The sequence below is a fragment of the Mesorhizobium sp. WSM4848 genome (genome assembly GCF_055811375.1).
The window spans coordinates 103,392-129,103 of record NZ_JBVVPX010000018.1; the positions used below are offsets into that span (position 1 = coordinate 103,392).

General features: G+C 64.1%; 17 protein-coding genes and 1 pseudogene. 16 read left to right on the plus strand and 2 right to left on the minus strand.

Features of this window, described 5'->3' with window-relative positions:
- Positions 1-86: 86 nt before the first annotated feature.
- Positions 87-1,118 (minus strand): histone deacetylase family protein, encoded by a 1,032-nt coding sequence (locus AC0L16_RS18060; protein ID WP_473622304.1) that lies wholly within the window; start codon positions 1,116-1,118, stop codon positions 87-89.
- Positions 1,119-1,259: 141 nt separating this feature from the next.
- Here AC0L16_RS18060 and AC0L16_RS18065 point away from each other — a divergent pair, with 141 nt between their 5' ends.
- The 8 genes from AC0L16_RS18065 to AC0L16_RS18100 all read left to right on the plus strand — a co-directional run bounded on the left by AC0L16_RS18065 (position 1,260) and on the right by AC0L16_RS18100 (position 12,082).
- Positions 1,260-2,927, plus strand: a complete 1,668-nt coding sequence (locus tag AC0L16_RS18065) for an amidohydrolase (protein ID WP_473622305.1) — start codon at positions 1,260-1,262, stop codon at positions 2,925-2,927.
- Between the two features lie 125 nt (positions 2,928-3,052).
- Positions 3,053-4,147, plus strand: a complete 1,095-nt coding sequence (locus AC0L16_RS18070) for an ABC transporter ATP-binding protein (RefSeq protein ID WP_473622306.1) — start codon at positions 3,053-3,055, stop codon at positions 4,145-4,147.
- Positions 4,147-5,067: an ABC transporter permease gene (locus AC0L16_RS18075; protein ID WP_473622307.1), complete on the plus strand. Its 921-nt coding sequence runs from the start codon at positions 4,147-4,149 to the stop codon at positions 5,065-5,067. The genes AC0L16_RS18070 and AC0L16_RS18075 overlap by 1 nt, the downstream gene beginning before the upstream one ends.
- Complete coding sequence (locus AC0L16_RS18080) at positions 5,060-5,863, plus strand: ABC transporter permease (protein ID WP_473622308.1); 804 nt, start codon at positions 5,060-5,062, stop codon at positions 5,861-5,863. Before AC0L16_RS18075 ends, AC0L16_RS18080 begins: the two co-directional genes overlap by 8 nt.
- Positions 5,864-5,891: 28 nt before the next feature.
- Positions 5,892-6,926: an ABC transporter substrate-binding protein gene (locus AC0L16_RS18085; protein WP_473622309.1), complete on the plus strand. Its 1,035-nt coding sequence runs from the start codon at positions 5,892-5,894 to the stop codon at positions 6,924-6,926.
- A 234-nt stretch (positions 6,927-7,160) separates the two neighbouring features.
- Positions 7,161-8,366: a serine hydrolase domain-containing protein gene (locus AC0L16_RS18090; protein ID WP_473622311.1), complete on the plus strand. Its 1,206-nt coding sequence runs from the start codon at positions 7,161-7,163 to the stop codon at positions 8,364-8,366.
- Positions 8,363-9,544 carry a serine hydrolase domain-containing protein gene (locus tag AC0L16_RS18095; protein WP_473622312.1) on the plus strand — a complete coding sequence of 394 codons (1,182 nt, stop codon included), beginning with the start codon at positions 8,363-8,365 and terminating at the stop codon, positions 9,542-9,544. The genes AC0L16_RS18090 and AC0L16_RS18095 overlap by 4 nt, the downstream gene beginning before the upstream one ends.
- A gap of 231 nt (positions 9,545-9,775) precedes the next feature.
- Positions 9,776-12,082 carry a Tex family protein gene (locus AC0L16_RS18100; protein WP_473622314.1) on the plus strand — a complete coding sequence of 769 codons (2,307 nt, stop codon included), beginning with the start codon at positions 9,776-9,778 and terminating at the stop codon, positions 12,080-12,082.
- Here AC0L16_RS18100 and AC0L16_RS18105 read toward each other — a convergent pair.
- A pseudogene (locus AC0L16_RS18105) lies at positions 12,083-12,980 on the minus strand (LysR family transcriptional regulator).
- A gap of 103 nt (positions 12,981-13,083) precedes the next feature.
- Between AC0L16_RS18105 and AC0L16_RS18110 the strand changes: the two are divergent.
- The 8 genes from AC0L16_RS18110 to amaB form a co-directional block, all read left to right on the plus strand.
- Complete coding sequence (locus tag AC0L16_RS18110; protein WP_473622315.1) at positions 13,084-14,289, plus strand: acyl-CoA dehydrogenase; 1,206 nt, start codon at positions 13,084-13,086, stop codon at positions 14,287-14,289.
- 122 nt (positions 14,290-14,411) lie between these two features.
- Entirely contained in the window at positions 14,412-17,789 is a 3,378-nt protein-coding gene (locus AC0L16_RS18115; protein WP_473622317.1) for a transglutaminase family protein, read from the plus strand.
- A 6-nt stretch (positions 17,790-17,795) separates the two neighbouring features.
- Positions 17,796-20,201 carry a circularly permuted type 2 ATP-grasp protein gene (locus tag AC0L16_RS18120; RefSeq protein ID WP_473622318.1) on the plus strand — a complete coding sequence of 802 codons (2,406 nt, stop codon included), beginning with the start codon at positions 17,796-17,798 and terminating at the stop codon, positions 20,199-20,201.
- 2 nt (positions 20,202-20,203) lie between these two features.
- On the plus strand, positions 20,204-21,088 hold the full coding sequence (locus tag AC0L16_RS18125; protein WP_473622330.1) for a transglutaminase family protein: 885 nt from the start codon (positions 20,204-20,206) through the stop codon (positions 21,086-21,088).
- Positions 21,089-21,231: 143 nt separating this feature from the next.
- Positions 21,232-22,332, plus strand: coding sequence for a DNA topoisomerase IB (locus tag AC0L16_RS18130; RefSeq protein WP_473622319.1), 1,101 nt, complete (start codon positions 21,232-21,234; stop codon positions 22,330-22,332).
- A 115-nt stretch (positions 22,333-22,447) separates the two neighbouring features.
- Positions 22,448-22,822, plus strand: a complete 375-nt coding sequence (locus AC0L16_RS18135) for a YciI family protein (protein WP_254025775.1) — start codon at positions 22,448-22,450, stop codon at positions 22,820-22,822.
- On the plus strand, positions 22,819-24,090 hold the full coding sequence (locus AC0L16_RS18140; protein WP_473622321.1) for an RNA polymerase sigma factor: 1,272 nt from the start codon (positions 22,819-22,821) through the stop codon (positions 24,088-24,090). The genes AC0L16_RS18135 and AC0L16_RS18140 overlap by 4 nt, the downstream gene beginning before the upstream one ends.
- A 173-nt stretch (positions 24,091-24,263) precedes the next feature.
- On the plus strand, positions 24,264-25,712 hold a 1,449-nt coding region (gene amaB, locus AC0L16_RS18145), incomplete at its 3' end, for an L-piperidine-6-carboxylate dehydrogenase (RefSeq protein WP_473622322.1).

The following is a 25,712-nucleotide window of genomic DNA, read 5'->3' on the forward strand; positions in this document are numbered from 1 at the left end:
AGACGATCGGCGGCCAAGTGGCGTAGCTGCCATCACCGCTGCGCTCTCGGGTCGAACGCCCGGGGCAGCCCTTTGGGCGACATGCATTACCGATCCTCGAATCCGGTCAGCACGCCGACCGCATTGATGCCGATTTCCTCGACGGCGTAGCCGCCTTCCATGACGAACAGCGTCGGCAGGCCGAGCTTGGCGATGCGACGGCCAATCTTGGGATAGTCGGCGCTTTTCAACTTGAACCTGCTGATCGGGTCCTTCTCGAACGTGTCGACGCCGAGCGAGACGACAACGATCTCGGGGGCGTAAGCCGCAAGTTTTGCGCAGGCGTCCTCCAGCGAAGCATTCCAGGCATCCCATGCGGTGCCGAACGGCATGGGGTAGTTGACATTGAAGCCTTCGCCGGCGCCGGCGCCGCGCTCGTCGGCGTGGCCCAGGAAGAACGGATATTCGGTCATCGGGTCGCCATGCAGGTTCAGCACCTGCACGTCGTCGCGGCTGTAGAAGATCTCCTGCGTGCCGTTGCCGTGATGGTAATCGACATCGAGGATCGAGACGCGCCTGGCGCCCTGGTCGCGGAACCATTGCGCGGCAACCGCGGCGTTGTTGATGTAGCAATAGCCGCCCATGAACGCAGCGCCGGCATGATGGCCGGGCGGGCGGCAGAGCGCGAAGACTGATGTCTCGCCGCCCTTGACCAGGGCGGCTGCGGTCAGCGCCACGTCATAGGACGACTTGATCGCCTCCCAGGTGCCTTTGACGAAGCCGGCGCCGCCGTCGAAGGAGTAAAAGCCAAGCAGCGCATCGATGGTTTGCGGGCGCACATCGCCGCGCAGGCCGCGCGTCGGCCAGGTGAAGGGGAGGGCCGAGCCCGTCCGGCCCGACGCTTCCCAGAGCGGCCATACGGTCGGCAGGAAATCGATGTAGTCGCTGCTATGCACCTGCTTGGCGGCAGCGAGGTCGTGCGTGTGGGGCGGCAGCACCGGGCCGAGCTTTTCGCTCTCCACCCTCGCCTTGATGAACTCGGCGCGCGAGGGCTTCTCGAAGGCCGGCACGATGGCGCCGGCGATCAATTCGACATTGCCGGAATGGCCGGCATGGAGGGGCGAAAAAACAGTCTTCATGAAATTGTTCCGTGGTGAGATGCGGCGACCCTAGCCGTCTTGCACTGCCTTTCACAAGGCGCTGGGCCAACCAGCCATGGCTTGCTGGCACGGCAGCTACTCGTCTAGCCTGTCGGTAGCGCAACCGAACCGCGGGTAATCATGAGTTCAAATGCCGACCTGATCGTCATCAATGCCCGTGTGCTGACCATGGACGAAGGCAATCCGACGGCCGAGGCGGTGGCGATAAAGGACGGCAACATCCTCGCGGTTGGGGATCGCCGGACTATTGAGGCGCTGAAAGGGCCGGCCACGAAGATTATCGATGCGCAAGGCGGGTCGATGGTGCCGGGCTTTATCGAAGCGCATATGCATCTTTTCGGCGGCGCGGCCGAACTCGACAATCTGCACCTTCAGGGCGTGCATGGCTTCGATGCACTGAGCGACGCGATCCGCGCCTATGCGGCGGCACGGCCGAACGCCAAATTGCTGCTTGGGGCCGGCGTCGACTACACCATCCTTTCCAAGGAAGAGCCAGTCACCCGCCATCATCTCGACCGCATCATCGCCGACCGGCCGTTCGCCATGTCGGCTTCCGATCATCACACGATGTGGGCCAACACCAAGGCGCTGGAGCTGGCTGGCGTCCTGCACGGCAAGCAACTCGGTCCCGGCAACGAGATCGTCATGGGAGCGGATGGCCTGGCGGCGGGCGAATTGCGCGAGGGGGAGGCGTTCGGGCCAATCCTCGAGCTTTCGGGGCAGAACCGAGTGCGGCTCGGCATTGCGACAGGCGGAGAGCCCGAGCCGTACCCTTCCGCCGCCGAAGTCGCGGCCGATCGTGACCTGATGCATCGCGGGTTGGAATGGTGCGCCCGCCACGGCATCACCTCGATCCAGAACATGGACGGCAATCTTTACCAGCTCGAGCTGCTAGCCGGGCTGGAACAGGAAGGGCGACTGCTCTGCCGCACCAAGATACCTTTTCATTTCAAGAACTTCATGACGCTCGACAGGCTGGAAAAGGCATCGAGCATGGCCAACTCCTACCAATCGGAATGGCTGTCGTCCGGCATGGTCAAGATGTTTTACGACGGCGTGCTGGAAGGCTGGACCGCGGTGATGGTCGACGACTATGCCGACCGGCCGGGCTGGCGCGGTGAGCCGCTGTTTACGCCGGAGCATCTCGCCGAGGTGGCGGTGGAGGCCGACCGGCGCGGGCTGCAGGTCGCCGTGCATTCGATCGGCGACGGCGCGGTGCGCGCGGTCCTCGATGGTTATGAGGCGGCGCGGCGGAAAAACGGCAGGCGCGACAGCCGGCACCGGGTCGAGCATATCGAGGTGGTCACTGCCGCCGACATACCGCGCTTCGCAGAGCTTGGCGTCATCGCCTCGATGCAGCCGCCGCATCCGCCCGGCGCGATGGACTTCCCGCTGGAGCCGACGCTTTCGCGCATCGGCCGCGAAAGATGGCCGCTGAGCTATGCCTGGCGGACGCTGAAGAATGCCGGCGCGCGCATCGTCTTCGCCTCCGACTGGCCGGTGTCGCCGATCGATCCGATCCTGGGCATTCAGGCGGCTGTGCTGCGCAAACCATGGGCAGAAAGCGATCCCGACCAGAGCTTCTCGTTGCATGAATCGCTAGCGGGCTACACGGTGGAAGGCGCCTATGCCGAGTTCATGGAGCATCGCAAGGGCCGCCTGAAGCCAGGCTTTATGGCCGATCTCGTGGTGCTCTCAGCCGACATCGAGGCGACCGCGCCGGAAGCGCTGCATACGGTGCGGCCGGTGACGACGATCTGCGGCGGCAAGATCACCTACCAGGCCTGACGGTGGCATGGGAATTGCGTTCTGGATCGACATTCAGATGTGTGCTTGCCAAGCCATGCGCCGTGTGCTGACAATCGAGTGGGAACTGGATCCGCCAGAAGAGCGGACGCAAGAATGGGGTAATCGTGCCGGAACAACCGGGTAGAAGTGCAATTGAAGTTCGTGGCGTCCGCAAGGTCTTCGGAAGCGGGGAGTCACAGGTCGCCGCCCTCGACACGGTTTCGGTGTCGATCCGCGAAAATGAGTTCTTCACGCTGCTTGGTCCGTCCGGCTGCGGGAAGACGACGCTTTTGCGGCTGATCGCCGGCTTCGATTTCCCCAGCGCCGGCGAGATCCTGCTGCATGGCCAGGACATCGCGCCGCTGCCGCCGTTCAAGCGGCCGGTCAATACCGTGTTCCAGAACTATGCGCTGTTCCCGCATATGACGGTGGCCGAGAATATCGGCTTCGGCCTCGAAATGCTCGGCAAGCCCAAGGCCGAAGTGAAGGCGCGCGTCGACGAGATGCTGAAGCTGGTCAAGATGGAAGCGCTGAGCAACCGCCGCACCAGCCAGATTTCCGGCGGTCAGCAACAGCGTGTGGCGCTGGCGCGGGCACTGGCGCCGCAGCCGAAAGTGCTGCTGCTCGACGAGCCGCTGTCGGCGCTCGACTTCAAGCTGCGCAAGGAGATGCAGATCGAGTTGAAGCGGCTGCAGCACGAGACCGGCATCACCTTCATCTTCGTCACCCACGACCAGGAAGAAGCGCTGACCATGTCGGACCGCATCGCGGTGATGTCGTCGGGCAAGATCCTGCAGGTCGGCACGCCCTGGAATATCTACGACAAGCCGGCGGAGCGCTTCGTCGCCGACTTCATCGGCGAAACCAATTTCCTGACCGCGGCCATATCAGGCATGGGCAACGGCAAGGCACGGGCAACGCTCAAATCCGGCGCGACGATCGACGCGACCGTGGCTGAGGGCTTCCAGCCGAAGGACAATGCCACCGTGGTGGTCAGGCCCGAACATGCCAAGCTGACCAGCGGCAAGGGCGACCTGTCGGGCACGGTCGAAAACATCGTCTATTTCGGCACCGACACGCACATCCATGTTCGCCTGGATAGCAGCGAGAGCTTCACCGTGCGCCAGCAGAACACGCGCAGCGCCGGCTGCGGTTTCGAGCGGGGCGACAAGGTCGGCATTTCGATCGGCAACGACGCCGCGCAAGTGCTGAGGGACTGATGGCGAGCGCGGAACAAGTCGCTGAGCAAGCCGAGCGCCGAGAGATCCGCGATCGCTGGCTGCTGTCGGCGCCGGCGCTGGTCATCATCTTTCTCGCCGCGACCGGACCGCTGCTGATCGTCGTGATCTATTCCTTCCTGACGCCGGGGCCGTATGGCGACGTGGTGTGGAAATTCTCCACGGACGGCTGGCTGTCGGTGTTGATGCAGCGCGATATCTTCGACGACACGCTGGCCTTCGCCGACGCGCATCTGTCGATCTTCTGGCGTTCGATAAGCCTGTCGTTCTACACCACCGTGCTGACGTTGTTCTTCGGCTTCCCCACAGCCTATTTCATCGCCACGCGACCGCCGAAGACGCGCGAGGTCTGGATTTTCCTCGTCACCATTCCGTTCTGGACGAATCTCCTGATCCGCACCTTCGCCATGCAGCAGGTGATCCGCAACGAAGGGCTGGTCAACACGGCGCTGATGGCGCTCGGCATCATCAAGCAACCGCTGCAGATCATGAATACCGACGCCGCCATCTTGCTCGGCATGATCTATATCTACCTGCCTCTGATGGTGCTGCCGATCTACGCCTCGATGGAGAAGCTCGACTTCCGGCTGGTCGAGGCCGGATATGACCTCTACGCCGGTCGCTGGCAGGTTCTGCGCCGCATCATCTTCCCGTTGATCAAGCCCGGCGTCATAGCCGGCTCGATACTGGTCTTCATTCCCTCGCTTGGCGCCTATGTCATTCCGCGGGTACTGGGCGGCGGCAAGAACATGATGCTCGGCAACCTGATCGAACTGCAGTTCGGCGCGGGCCGTAACTGGCCGCTTGGCGCGGCCATCTCAATTACGCTCATGGTGCTGGTGATGATCGCGCTCCTGTTCTACGTGCGCAACGCATCCGGGTCGGAGGGCGCCCATGGCTAAGCGTCCGTTCGACATCCAGGCGCAACCCGGCTTCGGGTTCATGGCGCTTCTGACCTTCTTCGCGCTCTATCTGCCGATCGCGGCGCTCGTCACCTATTCGTTCAACACGGCGGATTCGCTTTCGCGCTGGGATGGCGTCTCACTGCGCTGGTTTATTTCGGCCTGGCACAATTCGGCCGTGCAGGACGCCTCCGTCCGCTCGCTCGTGCTGGCGGTCTCGGCCGCCGCCCTGTCGACAATCGCCGCCACCATGGCTGGGCTGGCCACGACCCGCACGCGGCCCTATCCCGGCCTTACCTTCAAATACGCCTTCATCAACCAGCCGCTGATGGTGCCGGAGATAGTCACCGGCGTCGCGCTCCTGATCGTGTTCTCGCGCATCAAGGTCTGGACCGGTTACTCAGGACTCGGTTACCTGATCGCCGCGCACACCGCCTTCTGCATCCCGTTCGCTTACCTGCCGATCCGGGCGCGGCTGGAGAGCATGGACCTGACGCTGGAGCGCGCAGCCGCTGACCTATACGCCACGCCCTGGAAAGCCTTCCGTTTCGTGACGCTGCCGCTCTTGAGGCCGGCCATCATCGCGGGCTTCATGCTCGCCTTCGTCATTTCGCTCGACGATGTGGTCATCACCGAATTCGTCAAGTCCGGCGGCCAGGATACGCTGCCCACCTACATGCTCGGCCAGTTGCGGCGCGAAACGAGCCCGGAAATCAATGCGATCGCCACGGTATTCCTGGCGCTGTCGGTGGTGCTCGTAACCGCGTTCTACTTCGTCAATCGGCGCAAGCCATGACCAACGATTGCCAAACGGGAGAATAGCAATGAAATGGAAGACCACGGCTGCCACGGCGGTATTCGCAATGTTTGCCTTTGCGGGCAGCGCGTATGCGGAAGGCGAACTCAACATCTTTAATTGGGGCGACTACACCAGCCCCGAGATGATCAAGAAGTTCGAGGATACCTATAAGGTCAAGGTGACGATCACCGACTACGACTCCAACGACACCGCGCTAGCAAAGGTACGCGCCGGTGGTCATGGCTTCGACATTGTGGTGCCGTCGGCCAACTACGTGCCGATCTGGGTGAAGGAAGGGCTTCTGCTTGAGGCCCGGCCCGACCAGATGGAGAACTTCAAGAATGTCGACGAGCGCTGGGTGAACGTTCCCTGGGATCCGGGCCGTCATTATACGGTTCCGTGGCAGTGGGGCCTGACCGGTATCGGCGTCAACACAAAGGTCTATGACGGCGACATCAACACCTCGGCCATCTTCCTCGATCCGCCGAAGGAACTGGTTGGCAAGATCAATGTCGCGCCGGAAATGAACGACGTGCTGTTCGCCACCATCAAGTATCTGGGCGGCGACTGGTGCACGGACGACAAGGAACTGCTCAAGAAAGTGCGCGACAAGCTGGTGGAGGCCAAGCCGAAATGGCTGGCCATGGATTATAGCGTGACCGAGAAGCTACCGGCCGGCGACTATTCGGCCGTCTACTACTGGAACGGCGCCATCATGCGCTCGCGCATCAAGAACCCCGACATCAAGTTCGGCTACCCGAAGGAGGGCTTCCCCTTTTTCATGGACAGTGTTGCCATCCTCAAGGATGCCAAGAATGTCGACAACGCCAAGCTGTTCATGAACTTCATCATGGATCCCGAGAACGCCGCCATGATCTCCGCCTTCGCCAAATATGCCAATGGCATCAAGGGCTCGAAGGCATTCATGCCAGCCGACATGAAGGATGCGCCCGAACTGGTGGTACCGCCAGAACTGGAGAAAGCGGGCGAGTTCCTCACCCCTTGCTCGCCCGAGGTGCAGCAACTCTACACGCGCATCTGGACGGACGTTCAGAAATAGCGGCACTCCGCCTTCTTCCGCGCGAGCGGGAAGAAGGCGGGTCAAGGGCCGGATGAGGGTAGCGCTGAATTCGCAGCGTTCGCGCCCCTCACCTGGCCTGCCGGCACTGCCCTTCGCCATGGCGTCGGGCGTTCTTCACTCGAAAGGCCCATTCGGGGGCTTTTTCGTCCGCTGTGCAGACCGCTCCTCATCCAAGTGAACGGAAGAGCGGCATGCGGCGGCAGGGAAATTCTCATGCAGTCTTACCGCAACTCCGATCCGCGGCCGCCGATCATGCAGGGCTCACCGCCCAAGATGGTGCCGCCGAAGCTCGACTGGGACAGGGGACCTTGGAATCGCTGGGCATTCCAGCACATCCGCGAAATTCTGCCGACCGTCGAAGTCTGGCGCGGCAATGGCCATCGCCGCCGGTTCGAGCGCGCCGAGGTCGATCTCGACGCGCTGCCGGTGAGCGACAGCATGGGTCAGCCGACGACGCTGGCCGGACTGCTGGACGAAACCTATACGGACGGGTTCCTCGTGCTCAAGGACGGCAAGATCGCCTATGAGCGCTATTGCAACGGCATGACCGAGCGCACGCTGCATTTGTCGCAGTCGATGGCGAAGTCAGTCACCGCTTCGGTGTTCGGTATACTGGTCGGGCGCCGCCTGATCGATCCGGCCATGCCGGTGACGACCTATCTGCCGGAGCTGGAAACGACCGGCTGGGCCGGCGCCAGCGTGCAGCATGTGCTCGACATGACGACCGGCGTGCGTTTTTCCGAGGAATACACCGACCGCTATTCCGACATCGGTCAGGTCGACGTCGCCAGCGGCTGGAAACCGGTGCCGCCGGGCAGCGACCCGGCCTTCGAGTGGCCGTCGCATATGTTCGAATTGATCCTGCGGCTCAAGGAGACAAGCCGGCCGCATGGCGCCGCCTTCGAGTATCGTTCGATCGAGACCGACGTGCTCGCCTTCATCATGGAGCGGGTGACCGGCAAGCGGCTGGCGCAACTGGTCTCGGACGAACTCTGGCAAAAGCTCGGCGCGGATGAAAGCGCCTGCTTCACCGTCGACAGCGCCGGCTACGCCATCGCCGATGGCGGCTTCAACGCCACGCTGCGCGACTATGGCCGTTTCGGCCAGCTGATCCTCGACAATGGCGGCGGCGTCGTGCCGGCCGACTGGATCGAGGCGACGCGCACCGGCAGGCATGGACCGGATTTCAATCCCAGCCTGCCGGAAGGCAGCTACCGCCACCAGTTCTGGATCGAGGACCCGCATTCACGGGCGCTGATGTGCCGGGGGGTGTTCGGGCAGCTGATCCATATCGACGGGAACACGAGAATGGTTGTGGTGAAGCTTTCGAGCTACCCGGATTTCACCGACATCGCCCTTTCGGTGGCGACGCTGAAAGCCGTGCACGCGATCGCCGCCGCGTTGAGGAACACACCATGACCGGCAAGACCGCGTTCGAGACCAGACATGGCTTTGCCCGCAACCAGGTGCTGCTCGGCAACTGGCGCGAAAGCCCGTTCAGCCGGTGGTCGTTCCAGAATGTCGGCGAGTTGGTGCCGAGCGCAACTATCACTGCAGCGTCAAGCGGCAGTGACGCGCCAGCACAGGATCTTGACGGGCTGCTTGGCGAAAAAATCGCGCTGGCCGGCGGACCAGAGACCGTGGCCGCCTTTCTCACGCGTTCCGACACCGACGCGCTGACGATCATGAAAGGCGGCAAATTCGTCGGCGACTGGTTCGCACCGCATATGCAGTTCGGCGCCCGCCACATCATCTTCTCGATCAGCAAGTCGCTGACCGCGATTCTGGCCGGCATATTGGAAGGCGAGGGAGTTTTCGATCCGCAGGCGCCGGTGACCCGCTATCTGCCGGAGGCTGCCGGCTCGGCCTATGGCGATGCCAGCGTTCGGCATGTGCTCGACATGAGCGTCAGCCTCGACTTCGAAGAAGCCTATCTCGATCCGGAAAGCGCCTTTGCCCGCTATCGTCGTGCGACGCTGTGGAATCCGGGTGGCGGCACGGAAAGCCTGGCCGACTTCATCCTGACGCTGCAGCGCCTTGCCGAGCCGCATGGCCGGACGTTCCGCTACCGCTCGCCCAATTCCGACCTGCTCGGCATCCTGCTTGAACGCGCGTCCGGCCAGCGCTTCGCCGAACTGATGCGCGAGAAATTGTGGCTGCCGCTTGGTGCAATGAGCGAAGCCACGGTGACAGTCGACATGGCCGGCACTGCGCGCACGGCCGGCGGCATTTCGGTGACGCCGCGCGACCTGGCGCGGGTCGGCGAGATGATGCGGCAGGGCGGCATCGCCAATGGCCGCCGCATCGTGCCGGAAGCCTGGGTGCGCGACACTGTCAGCACAGGCGGAGACAGCGAGGCCTGGCAGCGTGGCGCGATGGCGTTCCTCTTTCCACAAGGCCGCTACCGCAACAAATGGTACCAGACCGGCGCGGCAAGCGGCGCCTTCTGCGGCATCGGCATCCACGGCCAGTGGCTCTACGTCAATCCCACGGCGGAGGTGGTCATCGCCAAGATGTCATCGCAGCCGGAACCGGTCGACGAGCCGCTCGATGTCGATATGGTCACCTTCTTCGAAGCGCTGAGCCGGATGATCTGAGCAGGGCAATCGTATCCGACTGGCAATGTCGGCGCTGCTCCTCATCCGCCTGCCGGCACCTTCTCCCCGTATACGGGGAGAAGAGGCTGAACGCAAAAGTCGGCGCCAGGCGTGGGCGCATTCTGCGATGCTTTCCTGTGGACCTCTTGACCGGTCGAAAAGAGCGAGGTTGGCGGAGCGACGCTCTGCGCCTATGGTCGCCGCTCTTTTCGACAGGACAGCAGGAACGACATGGCATCCGAGCGCATCGCAGCAATCATCGCAGCCGAGATCGCGACCCGGCCCGAACAGGCCGCAGCGGCAATCGGACTGCTGGACGAAGGCGCGACGGTGCCGTTCGTGGCGCGCTACCGCAAGGAGGTCACCGGCGGTCTCGACGACACGCAGCTGCGCCTGCTGGCCGAGCGGCTCGCCTATCTGCGTGAGCTCGACGCGCGCCGCGACACCATTCTCGGTTCCATCCGCGACCAGGGCAAGCTGACCGAAGAGCTTGAGACCAAGATCGCTGCGGCCGCCACCAAGGCGGAACTCGAAGACATCTATCTGCCCTACAAGCCGAAGCGCCGGACCAAGGCCGAGATCGCGCGCGAGCGTGGGCTGGGACCGCTGGCCGAGGCCATCCTTGCCGACCGCGCCGCGGTGCCCGCAGAACTGGCGCTGGCCTACATCAGTGAAGAGGTAGCCGATGCCAAGGCGGCGCTCGAGGGCGCGCGTGACATTCTGTCCGAACAGTTCGCCGAGAATGCCGATCTGGTCGGCAGACTGCGGAGCTACATGAAGGAACGCGCCTTCATGCGGTCGCGCGTCGTCGACGGCAAGCAGGAAGCCGGCGCGAAATTCTCCGACTATTTCGACCATGTCGAGCGCTGGGCCAACGTGCCGAGCCATCGCGCCCTGGCGATGCTGCGCGGCCGCAACGAAGAGGTGCTGTCGCTCGACATCGAGGTCGATGCCGACGACGCGTCGCCGGTGAAGCCGGTCGAGCGGATGATCGCCGATGCCTATGCGATCGGCCGCCAGTTGCCGGGCGACCGCTGGCTGATGGAGGTGGCCGGTTGGACCTGGCGCATAAAGCTGTCGCTGCATCTGACGCTCGATTTGATGCGCGATCTGCGCGAGCGGGCCGAGGAGGAGGCGATCCATGTCTTTGCCCGCAATCTGAAGGATTTGCTGCTCGCCGCCCCGGCCGGCTCGCGCCCCACGATGGGGCTCGACCCCGGCATCCGCACCGGCGTCAAGGTGGCGGTGGTGGACGGCACCGGCAAGCTGCTGGCGACGACGACGGTCTATCCGTTTCCGCCTCGGAATGACGTGCGCGGCACGCAGGCCGAACTGGCAAGGCTCATCCGCTTGCACAAGGTCGAGCTGATTTCAATCGGCAACGGCACCGGCAGCCGCGAGACGGAAAGGCTGGTGGCCGACATGCTGTCCGACATGCCTGCCGAGTCCGGGCCGAAGCCGCTCAAGGTGATCGTCAGCGAGGCGGGCGCCTCGGTCTATTCAGCCTCGGCGACGGCCGCGGCGGAATTTCCCGGCCTCGAGGTGTCGCTGCGCGGCGCGGTGTCGATTGCGCGGCGGCTGCAGGATCCGCTCGCCGAACTGGTCAAGATCGAGCCGAAGTCAATCGGCGTCGGCCAGTATCAGCATGACGTCGATCAGTACCGGCTCGGCCGCTCGCTGGAAGCGGTGGTCGAGGATGCGGTCAATGCCGTCGGCGTCGACCTCAACACCGCCTCGGCGCCGCTGCTGGCGCGGGTTTCGGGCCTTGGCGCATCGCTGGCCGAGGCGATCATCGCGCACCGTGACGCGGCGGGTCCCTTCGCCAGCCGCCGTGACCTGTTGAAGGTCTCTCGCCTTGGACCCCGCGCGTTCGAGCAATGCGCCGGCTTCCTGCGCATTGCCAACGGCACCGAACCGCTCGATGCCTCGGCCGTGCATCCCGAGGCCTATGGCGTGGCAAAAAAAATCGTTGCGGCCTGCGGACGCGACCTCCGCTCGCTGATGGGCGACTGTGCTGCTCTTAAGGCGCTCGATCCGCGTGTCTTCGTCGACGAGCGGTTCGGCCTGCCGACGGTGCGCGATATCCTGGCGGAACTGGAAAAACCCGGCCGCGATCCGCGCCCCGGCTTCAAGACCGCAACCTTCGCCGACGGCGTCGACGACATCAAGGATTTGAAGCCAGGCATGCTGCTGGAGGGCACTGTCACCAATGTCGCCGCTTTCGGCGCCTTCGTCGATATCGGCGTGCATCAGGACGGCCTGGTGCATGTCTCGCAACTGGCCGACCGTTTCGTCAAGGACGCGCATGAGGTGGTGAAAGCCGGCGACGTGGTCAAGGTGCGCGTCGTCGACATCGATATCAAACGCAAGCGCATCGGCCTGTCGATGCGCAGGGATGGTGACGGCGGCACACCGAAGCCGCGCGACAATGGCAACAGACCGGCGCCGCGAGCGCCGGCGCCGCAGCGCCAGCCGGAACGGCCGGCAGGGCAGGGCGCATTCGGCGCCGCATTGGCCGATGCGTTGAAGCGTAAGTAGCTACTTCTCCGGCGGCACATGGCCCAGCAGCCAGTCGCGAAAACTGGCGACCGGCGGATGGCCGCGCTTGTCATGCGGCACGACGAGGTAATAGGCGCTGCGGCTCTGCATCGGCCGGCCCGGCGCCGGCACCAACTGGCCACGCTGCAACTCGCCTGAGATGAGGACCTGCGGCAGCAACGCCACGCCGAGCCCGGCCATGCAGGCCTGGGCGGCGGTGCCGAACTGCTCGAACTGCATGCCGGGTCCGGTCGGTGCGCTCAAACCCTGATGCTCGAACCACTCGGTCCATGCGCCGGGCCGCGTCGCCATATGAAGCAGCGGCAGGCGGCCGATGTCGGTGGGTGTGGCAATGGCGCGGCCAGCCAGAAATTCGGGCGAGACAACCGGCAACACCGTCTCGCGCACCAGCAGCGTCGAGTCGGCACCGGGCCAGTCGGGCAGGCCGTAATGGATGGCGGCGTCGAGCCTCTCTCGGGCGAAGTCGAAACGGCCGATGCGGGTGACGAAATTGACGGTGATGTCGGGGTTGTTTTCGACGAAATCCGGGATGAGCGGCATCAGCCAGCGCGTGCCGAAGGTCGGCAGGATGGCCAGGTTCAAGCTGCCACTATGCCGATTGCTCATCAATCCAAGCGCTGCGTCGCGCAATTGACCCAGGGCGGCGCGCACCGCTTCGGCATAGATCTCACCGGCCTTCGACAGCCTGACATTGCGGCTATCGCGTTCGAACAGCCGGCGGCCGAACTGGTCCTCCAAAAGCCTGATCTGGGCGACTGACGGCGCCCTGGGTCAAATCGAGTTCCCGTGCGGCGGCGGTAAAGCTGCCCAGCCGGGCCACCGCCTCGAAGGCGGCAAGGGCGCTGATACCAGGCAAAAGGCGGCGCTGCACGTTCATAATCCATTACTATCGCTCATTGAATGGCGAAGCAATTTCGTTTGATTTTTTCGAGCCGGAAGCCGATAAGCCGCCCAATTCCGTGATCTGGGGAGTGAGAGCCATGGCCGCCAACAAGAACGCATTCGTCTGGGATGATCCTTTCCTGATCGAGGACCAGCTTTCGGAAGACGAACGGATGGTGCGTGATGGCGCTGCGGCATTCGCCGCCGACAAGCTCGCCCCCAGGATCGAGGAAGCCTATCTCGAGGAAAAGACCGATGCCGGGATCTTTCGCGAGATGGGCGAGGCGGGTCTGCTCGGCATTACCATTCCGGAAGAATATGGCGGGCTCGGCGCCAACTACGTCACCTACGGCTTGGTGGCGCGCGAAGTCGAGCGCATCGATTCTGGCTATCGCTCGATGATGAGCGTGCAGTCGTCGCTGGTGATGTATCCGATCCATGCCTATGGGTCGGAGGCGCAGCGCAAAAAATACCTGCCGAAGCTGGCGTCAGGCGAATGGATCGGCTGCTTCGGGCTGACCGAGCCGGATGCCGGTTCCGACCCGGGCGGCATGAAGACGCGGGCCGAGAAGACGGCAAACGGCTACAGGATCTCGGGCTCGAAAATGTGGATTTCCAACGCGCCGATCGCCGACGTGTTCGTCGTCTGGGCAAAGTTGTCCGACAAGAGTGGGGGCGCACATGACGACGAGATTCGCGGCTTCGTACTGGAAAAGGGCATGAAGGGGCTGTCGGCGCCAAAGATCGGCGGCAAACTCAGTCTCCGCGCGTCGATCACCGGCGAAGTGGTGATGGAAGGCGTCGAGGTCGGCGAGGATGCGCTGCTGCCCAACGTGTCGGGCCTGAAGGGGCCGTTCGGCTGCCTCAACCGGGCGCGTTACGGCATCTCCTGGGGGGCGATGGGCGCGGCGGAAGATTGTTGGCACCGCGCTCGCCAGTATGGCCTCGACCGCAAGCAGTTCGGCAAGCCGCTGGCCGGCACCCAGCTGTTCCAGAAGAAGCTCGCCGACATGCAGACCGAGATCGCGCTCGGCCTGCAGGGCAGTTTGCGGGTCGGGCGGCTGATGGACGAAGGCAAGATGGCGCCGGAGATGATCTCGATCGTCAAGCGCAACAATTGCGGCAAGGCGCTCGACATTGCCCGCCAGGCCCGCGATATGCATGGCGGCAACGGCATCCAGATCGGCTACCACGTCATGCGCCACGCGCAGAACCTGGAAACGGTCAACACCTATGAGGGCACGCATGACGTGCATGCGCTGATCCTCGGACGGGCGCAGACCGGCTTGCAGGCGTTTTTCTAAGCGACGCCTAGGCTGGGAACGCTGCTTGAATTAGATGCAGCGCAACATCTCTGCTTGGAGAATGGCCAGCATTTGTGTCAGGGTTCGGCGAATTCGTTTGAAACGCCGACTTTCGAGGCCCCATGGCAATTCTGGCAGCCGTCTACCACCTGACCCATTACAAATATGACCGGCCGGTCGTCCTCGGCCCGCAGGTCATCAGGCTGCAGCCGGCGCCGCATTCCCGCACCAAAGTGCTCAGCCATTCGTTGAAGGTCGGGCCGGCGAACCACTTCGTCAATCTGCAGCAGGATCCCTACGGCAATTTCCTGGCGCGCTTCGTGTTTCCGGAACCGGTGACGGAACTGAAGATCGAGGTCGACCTCGTCGCCGACATGACGGTCTACAATCCATTCGATTTCTTCGTCGAGCCGGCGGCCGAGATCTTTCCGTTCGAATACCCGGAAGAGATCAGCGCCGATCTCGCCATCTACCGGACGCCGGAACCGGCTGGACCGTTGCTGTCGGCGTTCCTGCAAACCATCGATCGCAGTCCCACCAACACCGTCAATTTCGTCGTCGACCTGAATGCGCGGCTGCAGCGCGAGATCGCCTATATCGTGCGCATGGAAACCGGCGTTTTTTCGCCGGAGGAAACGCTGGCCGCCAAAAAAGGCTCGTGCCGCGATACGAGTTGGCTGCTGGTGCAGATCCTGAGGAATCTAGGCATCGCCGCGCGCTTTGTTTCCGGCTACCTGATCCAGTTGAAGCCTGATCTCGTCGCGCTTGACGGTCCGCCTGGCACGGCGATCGACTTCACCGATCTCCATGCCTGGTGCGAAGTCTACCTGCCGGGCGCCGGCTGGATCGGCTTCGATCCGACCTCCGGCCTGCTCACCGGCGAAAGCCATGTGCCGCTGGCGGCCACCCCGCATTTCCGCAACGCCGCGCCGATTTCCGGCATGGCGAGCTTCGCCAATGTTGAGTTCGGCTTCGACATGCGGGTCGACCGCATCGCCGAGCACCCCCGCATCACCAAGCCATTCTCCGACGAAAGCTGGCAGGCGCTTGACGCATTGGGCAAGCAGGTCGACGCCGCGATGGAGGCCGGCGACGTGCGGCTGACCATGGGTGGCGAGCCGACCTTTGTGTCGATCGACGATTTCGAGGCGGAGGAATGGAATACCGCTGCCGTCGGTCCGACAAAACGCGAAAAGGCCGATGCGCTGATCCGCCGGCTGCGTGAGCGTTTCGCGCCCGGCGGTTTTCTGCACTACGGGCAAGGCAAGTGGTATCCGGGCGAAAGCCTGCCGCGCTGGACCTTCTCGCTGTACTGGCGCGCCGACGGCGAGCCGGTGTGGAGCGACCCGTCGCTGATCGCACGGGAGAACAGCGACGCAGATGTCGGGCCGAAGCAGGCTGAAGGCCTGCTGACGGCGATTGCCGATGAACTCGGCATCGACAGGACCATGGTCAGCGAAGCCTATGAGGACCCGGCCGAGTGGCTGCTCAAGGAAGGCAAGCTGCCGGACAATGTCGATCCGTCCAATTCGAAGCTGGACGACCCCGAGGAGCGCAGCCGCATGGCGCGGGTGTTCGAGCGCGGCCTGACCAAGCCGTCGGGCTATGTACTGCCTGTCCAGCGCTGGAACAGCCAGGCATCAGGACCGCGCTGGCGTTCGGAGAAATGGAAGACGCGGCGCGGCAGGCTGTTCCTGGTGCCGGGCGATTCACCGGTCGGCTACCGCCTCCCGCTGGGCACGCTGCCCCATGTGCCGCCGGCGCAGTTCCCCTACATCGTGCCGGTCGATCCTTCGCTGCCGCGCGGACCATTGCCGGCGCGCGAGGCTATTTTGCCTGAAGCCACTTCTTTGCCGGAGGCTGCACCGGCCGAACTTGAAGGTGCTGACGAAATGGCGCGCCGGCAGCAGGCGGCGTCCTTCACCGCAACGACCAGCCAGCAGGACCGTGTCGAACAGGAGATTACCGAGATCGGTGGCGCGGTGCGCACTGCGCTGTCGGTCGAGCCGCGGGACGGACGGCTTTGTGTGTTCATGCCGCCGGTCGAGGCGCTGGAAGACTATCTCGAACTTGTCGCGGCGGCCGAGAACGCTGCAAAAACTATCGCCCTGCCGGTGCATATCGTGGGCTATGGCCCGCCACACGATCCGCGCCTCAACGTCATCCGCGTGGCTCCGGATCCCGGCGTCATCGAAGTGAACATCCATCCGGCTGCGAACTGGCAGGACTGCGTGGCGACGACCACGGCGATCTACGAGGAGGCGCGGCAGACGCGGCTTGGCGCCGACAAGTTCATGATCGACGGCCGCCACACCGGCACCGGCGGCGGCAACCATGTCGTCGTCGGCGGTGCGACGCCCAACGACAGCCCGTTCCTGCGCCGCCCCGATTTGTTGAAAAGCCTTGTCCTGCAATGGCAGCGCCATCCGTCGTTGTCCTATCTATTCTCTGGCCTGTTCATCGGCCCGACCAGCCAGGCGCCGCGCTTCGACGAGGCGCGCCACGATTCGCTGTATGAGCTCGAGATCGCCATGGCGCAGGTGCCGCATCCGAACCAGGGCGCGGCACCCCTGCCGTGGCTGGTCGACCGGCTGTTCCGTAACCTGTTGACCGACGTGACGGGGAACACCCACCGTTCGGAAATCTGCATCGACAAGCTGTTTTCGCCCGACGGCCCGACCGGCCGGCTGGGGCTGGTCGAGTTCCGCGGTTTCGAGATGCCGCCCAATGCGCGCATGAGCCTAGCGCAGCAATTGCTGGTGCGCGCCATTGTCGCCCGCGCCTGGAAGAATCCGCTCGATGGCCGTTTCGTGCGCTGGGGCACGTCGCTGCATGACCGTTTCATGCTGCCTCACTATGTCTGGGCTGACTTTCTCGACGTGCTGGACGATCTCAAGCTGAACGGCTTCGAGTTCCGTCCCGAATGGTTCGACGCGCAGCTTGAGTTCCGCTTCCCGTTCTGCGGCGAGGTCCAGCATGCCGGCATCAAAATGGAGCTGCGGCAAGCGCTGGAGCCGTGGCATGTCATGGGCGAGCAGGGAGCCATCGGTGGAACCGTGCGCTTCGTCGATTCCTCGGTCGAGCGGCTGCAGGTGAAGACCGAAGGGCTCAACCCGGAGCGTCACGCCGTCGTCTGCAACGGCCGCATGGTGCCGATGAAGGTGACCGACACCAGAGAGATCGCGGTGGCCGGTGTCCGCTTCAAGGCCTGGCAGCCATCATCTGGCCTGCATCCGGCGCTGCCGGTCAACACGCCGTTGGTCTTCGACATCTACGATCGCTGGTCGGGCCGGGCCATCGGCGGCTGCGTCTACCATGTCGCGCATCCCGGCGGGCGCAGCTACGACACGTTTCCGGTCAACGGCAACGAAGCGGAGGCGCGACGGCTCGCCCGCTTCGAGCCGCGCGGCCATACGCCGTCCGTCTACGTGCTGCGCGACGAACAAGCCGCTGAAGATTTCCCGATGACCCTTGACCTGCGGCGGCCTGCAAGACTCTGATCAGCCATGGCAATGGGGAATCACCAGGAAATACGCGGCAGGCCGCATAATTTGCTGGAGCACTACCAGCCGATCGACGGCGTCGTCGACGAGATGGTCGATGCATCAGGTAATCCCCGTCCGGTCTGGAAGGAGTTCATCGAGGCGCTGGAAGATCTGGGGCCTGAAAAGCTCGCCCAGCGTTTTGCCCGCGCCGACCAGTATCTGCGCGACGCCGGCGTCTATTACCGTCTCTACGATCAGGTCGGCGCCAATGAGCGCGAATGGCCACTGGCGCATGTGCCTGTCCTGATAGAGGAGCAGGAATGGGCCGCCATCAGTGCCGGCCTGGTCCAGCGGGCCGAACTGTTCGAGGAGACGATTGCCGATATCTACGGGGCGAACCGCCTGGTCGAGAAAGGCATCCTGCCGGCAGGGCTGGTCGCGGCCAGCCCGGAATATTTGCGCCCCGTCGTCGGCACCAGACCGGCCAGCGGCCATTTCCTGCATTTCTGCGCGTTCGAGCTCGGCCGTGGACCGGATGGCCGCTGGTGGGTGCTTGGCGACCGCACGCAGGCGCCGTCAGGCGCCGGCTTTGCGCTGGAAAACCGCGTCGCCACCACGCGTGCGCTGTCCGACATCTATGGCGAGATGCATGTGCACCGCCTTGCCGGCTTCTTCCGTCGCTTTCGCGACGCGCTTAACGGCATGGCCAAGGTATCGGGCGGCCGTGTCGCCATCCTGACGCCGGGGCCGCTCAACGAAACCTATTACGAGCATGCTTATATCGCCCGCTATCTCGGCATCATGCTGCTCGAAGGCGAGGACCTGACCGTCTCCGGGGGTCGATTGATGGTGCGCACGGTTTCCGGGCTGACGCCGGTCAGTGTGCTGTGGCGGCGGCTCGACGCCGCCTTCGCCGATCCGCTGGAGTTGCGGCCGGATTCGCAGATAGGCACGCCAGGGCTGGTCGAGGCGATCCGCCGGGGAGCCGTTTCAGCCGTCAACGCGCTCGGCTCCGGGCTGATGGAAACGCGGGCGCTGTTCGCCTTCCTGCCAAAAATTTCGCGCGAATTGCGCAATGAGGAGCTTCTCTTGCCGAGCGTCGCGACATGGTGGTGCGGGCGGGACGCGGACCGTGACCATGTGCTGGCCAACCTCGACCGCATGGTGATCGGTCCGGCGCTGTCGACGCGGCTTGCCTTCGAGGACGACGATTGCACCAGGCTGGGCTCGGCGCTGGTTGCCAAGGAACGGGCCGAACTGATAGCCCGGATCGAACGGGACGGCGGCGCCTTCGTCGGACAGGAAGCGGTGACGCTTTCGACCACGCCGGTCTATGTCGGCGGCTGGCTTGAGCCGCGGCCGGCAGCCCTGCGCGTCTATCTGGCGCGAACGCCGGAAGGCTGGACGGTGATGCCCGGCGGTTTTGCCCGTGTCGGCTTTTCGCTCGACCCGACGGCAATCGCCATGCAGCGCGGCGGCCAGGCGGCGGATGTATGGGTGGTCAGCGACAGGCCGGTGGAGCGCGAGACGCTGCTGCCGCAGGAGCATGACAGCTTCACCCGCACCTCGCCAGGCAGCCTGCCCAGCCGCGCGGCGGAAAACCTGACATGGCTCGGCCGCTATATCGAACGATCGGAAGACACGGTGCGCATCCTGCGCGCCTATCACGTGCGGCTGGCCGAAGCCTCCGAACCGGACATGCCTCTGCTTGCCGATATCAGAGACCATCTCGAACCGTTCGGCATAGATGTCGCGGCGGCGATCCCGCCAGGGCTGATCGGCACGCTGGACAGCGCCGTCTACAGCGCCGGACAGATCCGCGACCGCTTCTCGCCCGACGGCTGGCTGGCGCTGAACGATCTGTCTAAGACCATCCATCAATTCGCGACGACGGTGGCGCCAGGCGATGATGCGACGCGGGCGATGACGGTCATCCTGCGCAAGCTCGCCGGGTTTTCCGGCCTGCTGCATGAGAACATGTATCGCTTTACCGGCTGGCGCTTCCTGGAGATCGGCCGGCGGTTGGAACGCGGCATCCAGATAGCCCGCACGCTCGCCCGGTTGACCCGGGCTGCGGCGCCCGAAGGCGCGCTCGACATGATGCTGGAGATCGGCGACAGCGTGATGACCCACCGGCGGCAGTATCCGGTGCAGGCCGGCCGGCGCACGGTGATCGACCTCCTGGTGCTGGATCCGCTCAACCCGCGCTCCATCCTGTTCCAGATCGAGCGGCTGAAGGCCGAAATCGCGCTGTTGCCCTCTATCGGCGGCGAGGGGCATATGTCGCCGGCGGCGAAAGAGATCCTGCAACTCAATACGGCAATCGCCATCAAGGAGCCCTCGGACTTGACGGCGCAGGCCCTGGACGATCTCGCCACCGAGATCGGCGGCCTCTATAACAGCCTCGCCAAGGCCTATTTCGGGTGAGCATGCTCTACGACATCAGGCTTAATCTGCGTTACGATTACGATGCTGCGGCGGGCGGCGGCCGCCATCAGGTGCGCGTGCTGCCGCCGACGATTTCGGGCGTGCAGCGCGTGATCGCCGCTTCGCTGTCCTTCACGCCGGCGCCGAGCGAACGCTCGGATTTTTCCGATTTCTTCGGCAACAGCGTCACGTCGATCGCCTTTCGCGATGCCCATGATGCGCTCGACATCAGGATGAGCGCGCGCGTCGCCGTCTCGCGGCCGGAACCTGGTTTCGACGTGTCGCCCGACATTCGCCGCCTGCGGGAGCAACTCGAAGCGGTGCGATCGCTGTCGCCCGATACACCGCATCACTTTCTGGCCGCCAGCGACCATGCCGGCGTCGATGCTGATATCACGTTGTATGCGCGCGGCAGTGCCGGCAGTTCTGTCGTCGGCACCGCCATGGACCTGTGCAACCGCATTCATCGCGATTTCACCTACGATGGCGAGGCGACCACGGTGCAGACCCGGGCGAGCGATGCTTTCAGCCTGAAGCGCGGTGTCTGCCAGGATTTTTCGCACATCATGATCGCCGGCCTGCGCGGTCTCGGTATCCCCGCCGGCTATGTCAGCGGCTTCCTGCGCACCAATCCGCCGCGCGGAAAACCGCGACTGGAAGGGGCCGACGCCATGCATGCCTGGGTCACGGTGTGGTGCGGGCGCGACACCGGATGGCAGGAATTCGATCCGACCAACGGCATGCGGGCAAGCAACGACCACATCACCGTCGGCCACGGCCGCGACTATTCGGATGTAGCGCCGATCGTCGGTGTCCTGAAGACGACGGGCGGACAGGTCGGCGAGCAGGCTGTCGACGTCATTCCGGCCGTGCTGGAAAAGGCATGACGGCAGGCAAGGCCGCAATCCGAAGGTAGACAGAAGACGGCCCGTCGAACGCACATGCGGTGCGCTGACATCATTCTGAACGCCACTCGCGGAACCAGCAGCCGTTCCTGCGCTTATCTACGGGAAAATTCCGTGGAGAGGACATGCTGGACAAATCCGGATCGTCGCCTGGCCGGTCGGCTAGCACGAAGATTGCACCAGGGGCGCTTACAAATGGGTCGCAAGCCTCTGCCGATCGAGCCTCGCTTACCTACCTCACCGATACCGAGCCCGGTATCCGCCGTTTCAGGGCCGGCAGGGGATTCTCATACAAAGGGCCTGACGGGCAGGCTGTCGACGAGGACGCCATGGCCCGCATCAAGGCGCTCGCCATCCCGCCGGCGTGGACGGATGTGTGGATCGCGCCGGATGCCAACGGTCACATCCAGGCGACGGGCCGAGACCAGCGCGGACGCAAGCAATATCGCTACCATCCGCAATGGGCCGAGGAGCGCGACGGCGTTAAATATTCGAGCCTGGTTGCCTTTGCAGAGAGCCTGCCTGAGCTGCGACGCCAGATCGACGCCGATCTGCGCCGTCACGGCCTGCCGCTGGAACGCGTCGTCGCCGCTGTGGTCTGGCTGCTCGACAACACGATGATCCGCGTCGGCAATGCCGCCTACGCCCGCCACAACAACAGCTTTGGGCTGACCACGCTGCGTGACCGCCATGTCGACATCAATGGCTCGAGCCTGCGTTTCGCTTTCAAGGGCAAGTCCGGCAAGGAATGGAAGCTGAAGCTCGTCGATCGCCGGATCGCCAGGATCGTGCGCGGGGCGCAGGATTTGCCGGGCCAAAAACTGTTCCAGTATCTCGACGAGGACGGAAGCAGGCGACCGATCCGTTCCGACGACGTCAACCGCTATATCAGGGAGACGGCAGGGGCGGATTTCAGCTCCAAGCATTTCCGAACCTGGGGCGGCACCATCCATGCTGCGTCTCTGTTTGCGCAAACCGAACGCCCCGAAAGCCAGGCACAACAGAAGCGGATGATGAACGGCGTCATCGACAAGGTGGCCGAGCGGCTGGGCAACACACGCGCCATCTGCCGCAGCTGTTACATCCACCCACAGGTTTTCGAAGCCTGGTCCGAAGGACGGCTGCTCAGCGATATGGCGGATGTGAACAAGCGGAAGCGATCGATAGCCGGTCTTGATGACGAAGAAGCCGTCGTTCTGAGATGGCTGAAGGCGCAGGAAAGCTGAACCGAACAGAGCAGCCACAGGCCTTCATTGGACTGGCAGGACGTGATTTTTTTATCGACGTTGTGTCGGGATCGGTCCTACTGTTTCGTCCTTTGACAGAGAAAAGGACGCACCAATGCTCTACGCAATCCTCTGCTATGCCTCCGAAGACGTCGTCTGCTCGTGGAGCAAGGAACAGGACGATGCCGTCATGGAAAAACTCCTGGGCGTGCAGGAAAAATACGCTCAGGCCGGCCGGCTTGGCCCGGTGGCGCGGCTACTGCCGACAACCGCTGCGACAACGCTGAGAAAGGTCAAAGGCGAATCGGTCGTCATCGATGGCCCGTTTGCCGAAACCAAGGAACAGTTCCTCGGCTTCTACACGCTCGAATGCGCCGATCTCGATGAGGCCGTCGATTTCGCGCGCGAGCTTTCCGAGGTCAACCCGAGCGGCGGCTCCTACGAAATACGGCCGGTTTCGCTCTTCAGTCCTGCCAAGGTTTCCGCATGACCGACCTTACCTGGATCAGCACAGCGATCAGCACCGCCCGCCCACAGGCGATGGGCGCGCTGTTGCGCTACTTCCGCGATCTCGACGCGGCGGAGGAAGCTTTCCAGGACGCTTGCCTGCGAGCTCTGAAGAACTGGCCGGCAAACGGCCCGCCGCGCGATCCGGCAGCCTGGCTGATCTTCGTTGGCCGCAACAGCGGCATCGACGCGGTGCGCAAGCGTGCCAAGCAGGCGCCGCTGCCGGAAGAGCACCAGATCTCCGATCTGGAAGATGCCGAGACCGATATCGCCGAACGGCTGGACGGCGCGCACTACCGCGACGACATATTGCGGCTGCTGTTCATCTGCTGTCATCCCGACCTGCCGGCGACGCAGCAGATCGCTGTGGCGTTGCGCATCGTTTCAGGCCTGAGCGTCAAGCAGATCGCCCGCGCCTTTCTCGTCGGCGAAAGCGCGATGGAGCAGCGCATCACACGTGCCAAGGCGCGCATCGCCGATGCTGGCGTGCCGTTCGAGACGCCCGGCGCGGTCGAGCGCTCCGAGCGGCTCGCCGCGGTTGCCGCCATGGTCTACCTGATCTTCAACGAAGGCTATTCGACCAACAGTGGCGAGGCGCCGGCGCGCGCGCCGCTCTGCGAAGAGGCGATCCGGCTGGCCCGGCTGCTGCTCAGGCTGTTCCAGACCGAGCCGGAGATCATGGGCCTGACGGCGCTCTTGCTGCTTCAGCATGCGCGTGCGCCGGCGCGTTTCGACGAGAACGGCGAAATCGTGCTGCTCGAAGACCAGGACCGCAGCCTGTGGAGCCGCAAGATGATCGACGAGGGGCTGGCGCTGGTCGACAAAGCGCTGCGCCACCACAAGCCCGGTCCTTACCAGGTGCAGGCGGCAATCGCCGCCCTGCATGCGCGCGCGGCAAAGCCCGAGGACACGGACTGGAACGAGATCGAGCTGCTCTACAGCCTGCTCGAGCAGATGCAGCCGTCGCCGGTGGTGACGCTCAATCGCGCCGTCGCGGTCGCCAAGGTGCGGGGGCCGGAAGCCGCACTTGCCATGATCGAGCCGTTGGAACAAAGGCTTTCCGGCTATTTCCACTTCTTCGGACTTAGGGGTGGCCTGCTGATGCAGCTCGGTCGTGGTGAGGAGGCGCGCATCGCCTTCGACCGCGCCATTGCGCTTGCCAATACGGCCGCCGAGGCCGCCCATATCCGCATGCATATCGACCGGCTGATGAAGGAAGGCGCTGTGCGGGGTGCGCAGACAGCGCGCTGAACCAAATCGCTGGTTCAACAGTCTGACCTGGGCTTAGACCATGCCGGGGTGGCGATTTTTCCCTGAAACGAGTAATGCCACGCCATGACAGCGCCTGATGTGCCGATCGGCACAGGCATGGCACAAGGCCTTGACCGTCGCCATATGAGACGGGATCTGAAAAGGGACAGAGAATGACGATTGCGAGGGAAACAGCCGGGCTGCTGGCGAAACTGGGTGTTGCCGAGGCCGCGCTTTCGGGCGGCGATCTTATCGTGCGCAGTCCGGTGACGGGTGAGCAGATCGCCGCGCTGAAGACGATCTCGCCGGCCGATGCGGCAGAGACCATCGACAGGGCGCATAAAGCCTTCCAGACATGGCGGCTGGTGCCGGCACCGAAGCGCGGCGAGCTGGTGCGGCTGCTTGGCGAGGAATTGCGCGCCCATAAGGCCGAGCTTGGCCGGCTGGTGTCGATCGAGGTCGGCAAGATCCCCTCCGAAGGGCTCGGCGAAGTGCAGGAGATGATCGACATCTGCGATTTCGCCGTCGGCCTCTCCCGGCAATTGTACGGCCTGACCATCGCCACCGAGCGCCCGGGTCATCGCATGATGGAGACCTGGCACCCGCTGGGCGTCGTCGGTGTGATTTCGGCCTTCAACTTCCCGGTCGCGGTGTGGTCTTGGAACGCCGCGCTGGCGCTGGTCTGCGGCGACGCGGTGGTTTGGAAGCCGTCGGAAAAGACACCGCTGACGGCGCTCGCCTGCGAGGCGATCTTCAAGCGTGCGGCGGAACGTTTCGGCGATGCTCCGGAAGGCCTGACGTCGGTGCTGATCGGCGATCGCGCTGTCGGCGAAATTCTGGTCGATCATCCTGATGTGCCGCTGGTCTCGGCCACCGGCTCGACCCGCATGGGCAGGGATGTCGGTCCGCGGCTGGCGAAGCGCTTTGCCCGCGCCGTGCTGGAGCTCGGCGGCAACAATGCCGGCATCGTCTGCCCGACGGCCGATCTCGACATGGCCTTGCGCGCCATCGCCTTCGGCGCCATGGGCACCGCCGGCCAGCGCTGCACGACGCTGCGGCGCCTGTTCGTGCATGAGAGCATCTATGATGCCCTGGTTCCGCGCCTGAAGAAGGCCTACGAAAGCGTCTCCGTCGGCAATCCGCTGGAAACAAATGCGCTGGTCGGACCGTTGATCGACAAGGCAGCCTTCGACAGCATGCAGAACGCGTTGAAAGAAGCCGCCGCTCATGGCGGCAAGGTCACCGGCGGCACGCGGGTCGAGAATGGCCATCGCGACGCCTATTACGTTCGCCCGGCACTGGTCGAGATGCCCAAGCAGGTCTCGCCGGTGACGGAAGAGACCTTCGCGCCGATCCTCTATGTGATGAAATACTCGGACTTCGACGCCGTGCTCGACGAGCACAATGCGGTCGGAGCGGGGCTGTCGTCGTCGATCTTCACCCGCGACCTGCAGGAATCCGAGCGCTTCCTCGGCGTCGACGGCTCCGACTGCGGCATCGCCAACGTCAACATAGGCACATCGGGGGCCGAGATCGGCGGCGCCTTCGGCGGCGAGAAAGAAACCGGCGGCGGCCGCGAGTCGGGCTCCGACGCCTGGAAGGCTTACATGCGGCGCGCCACC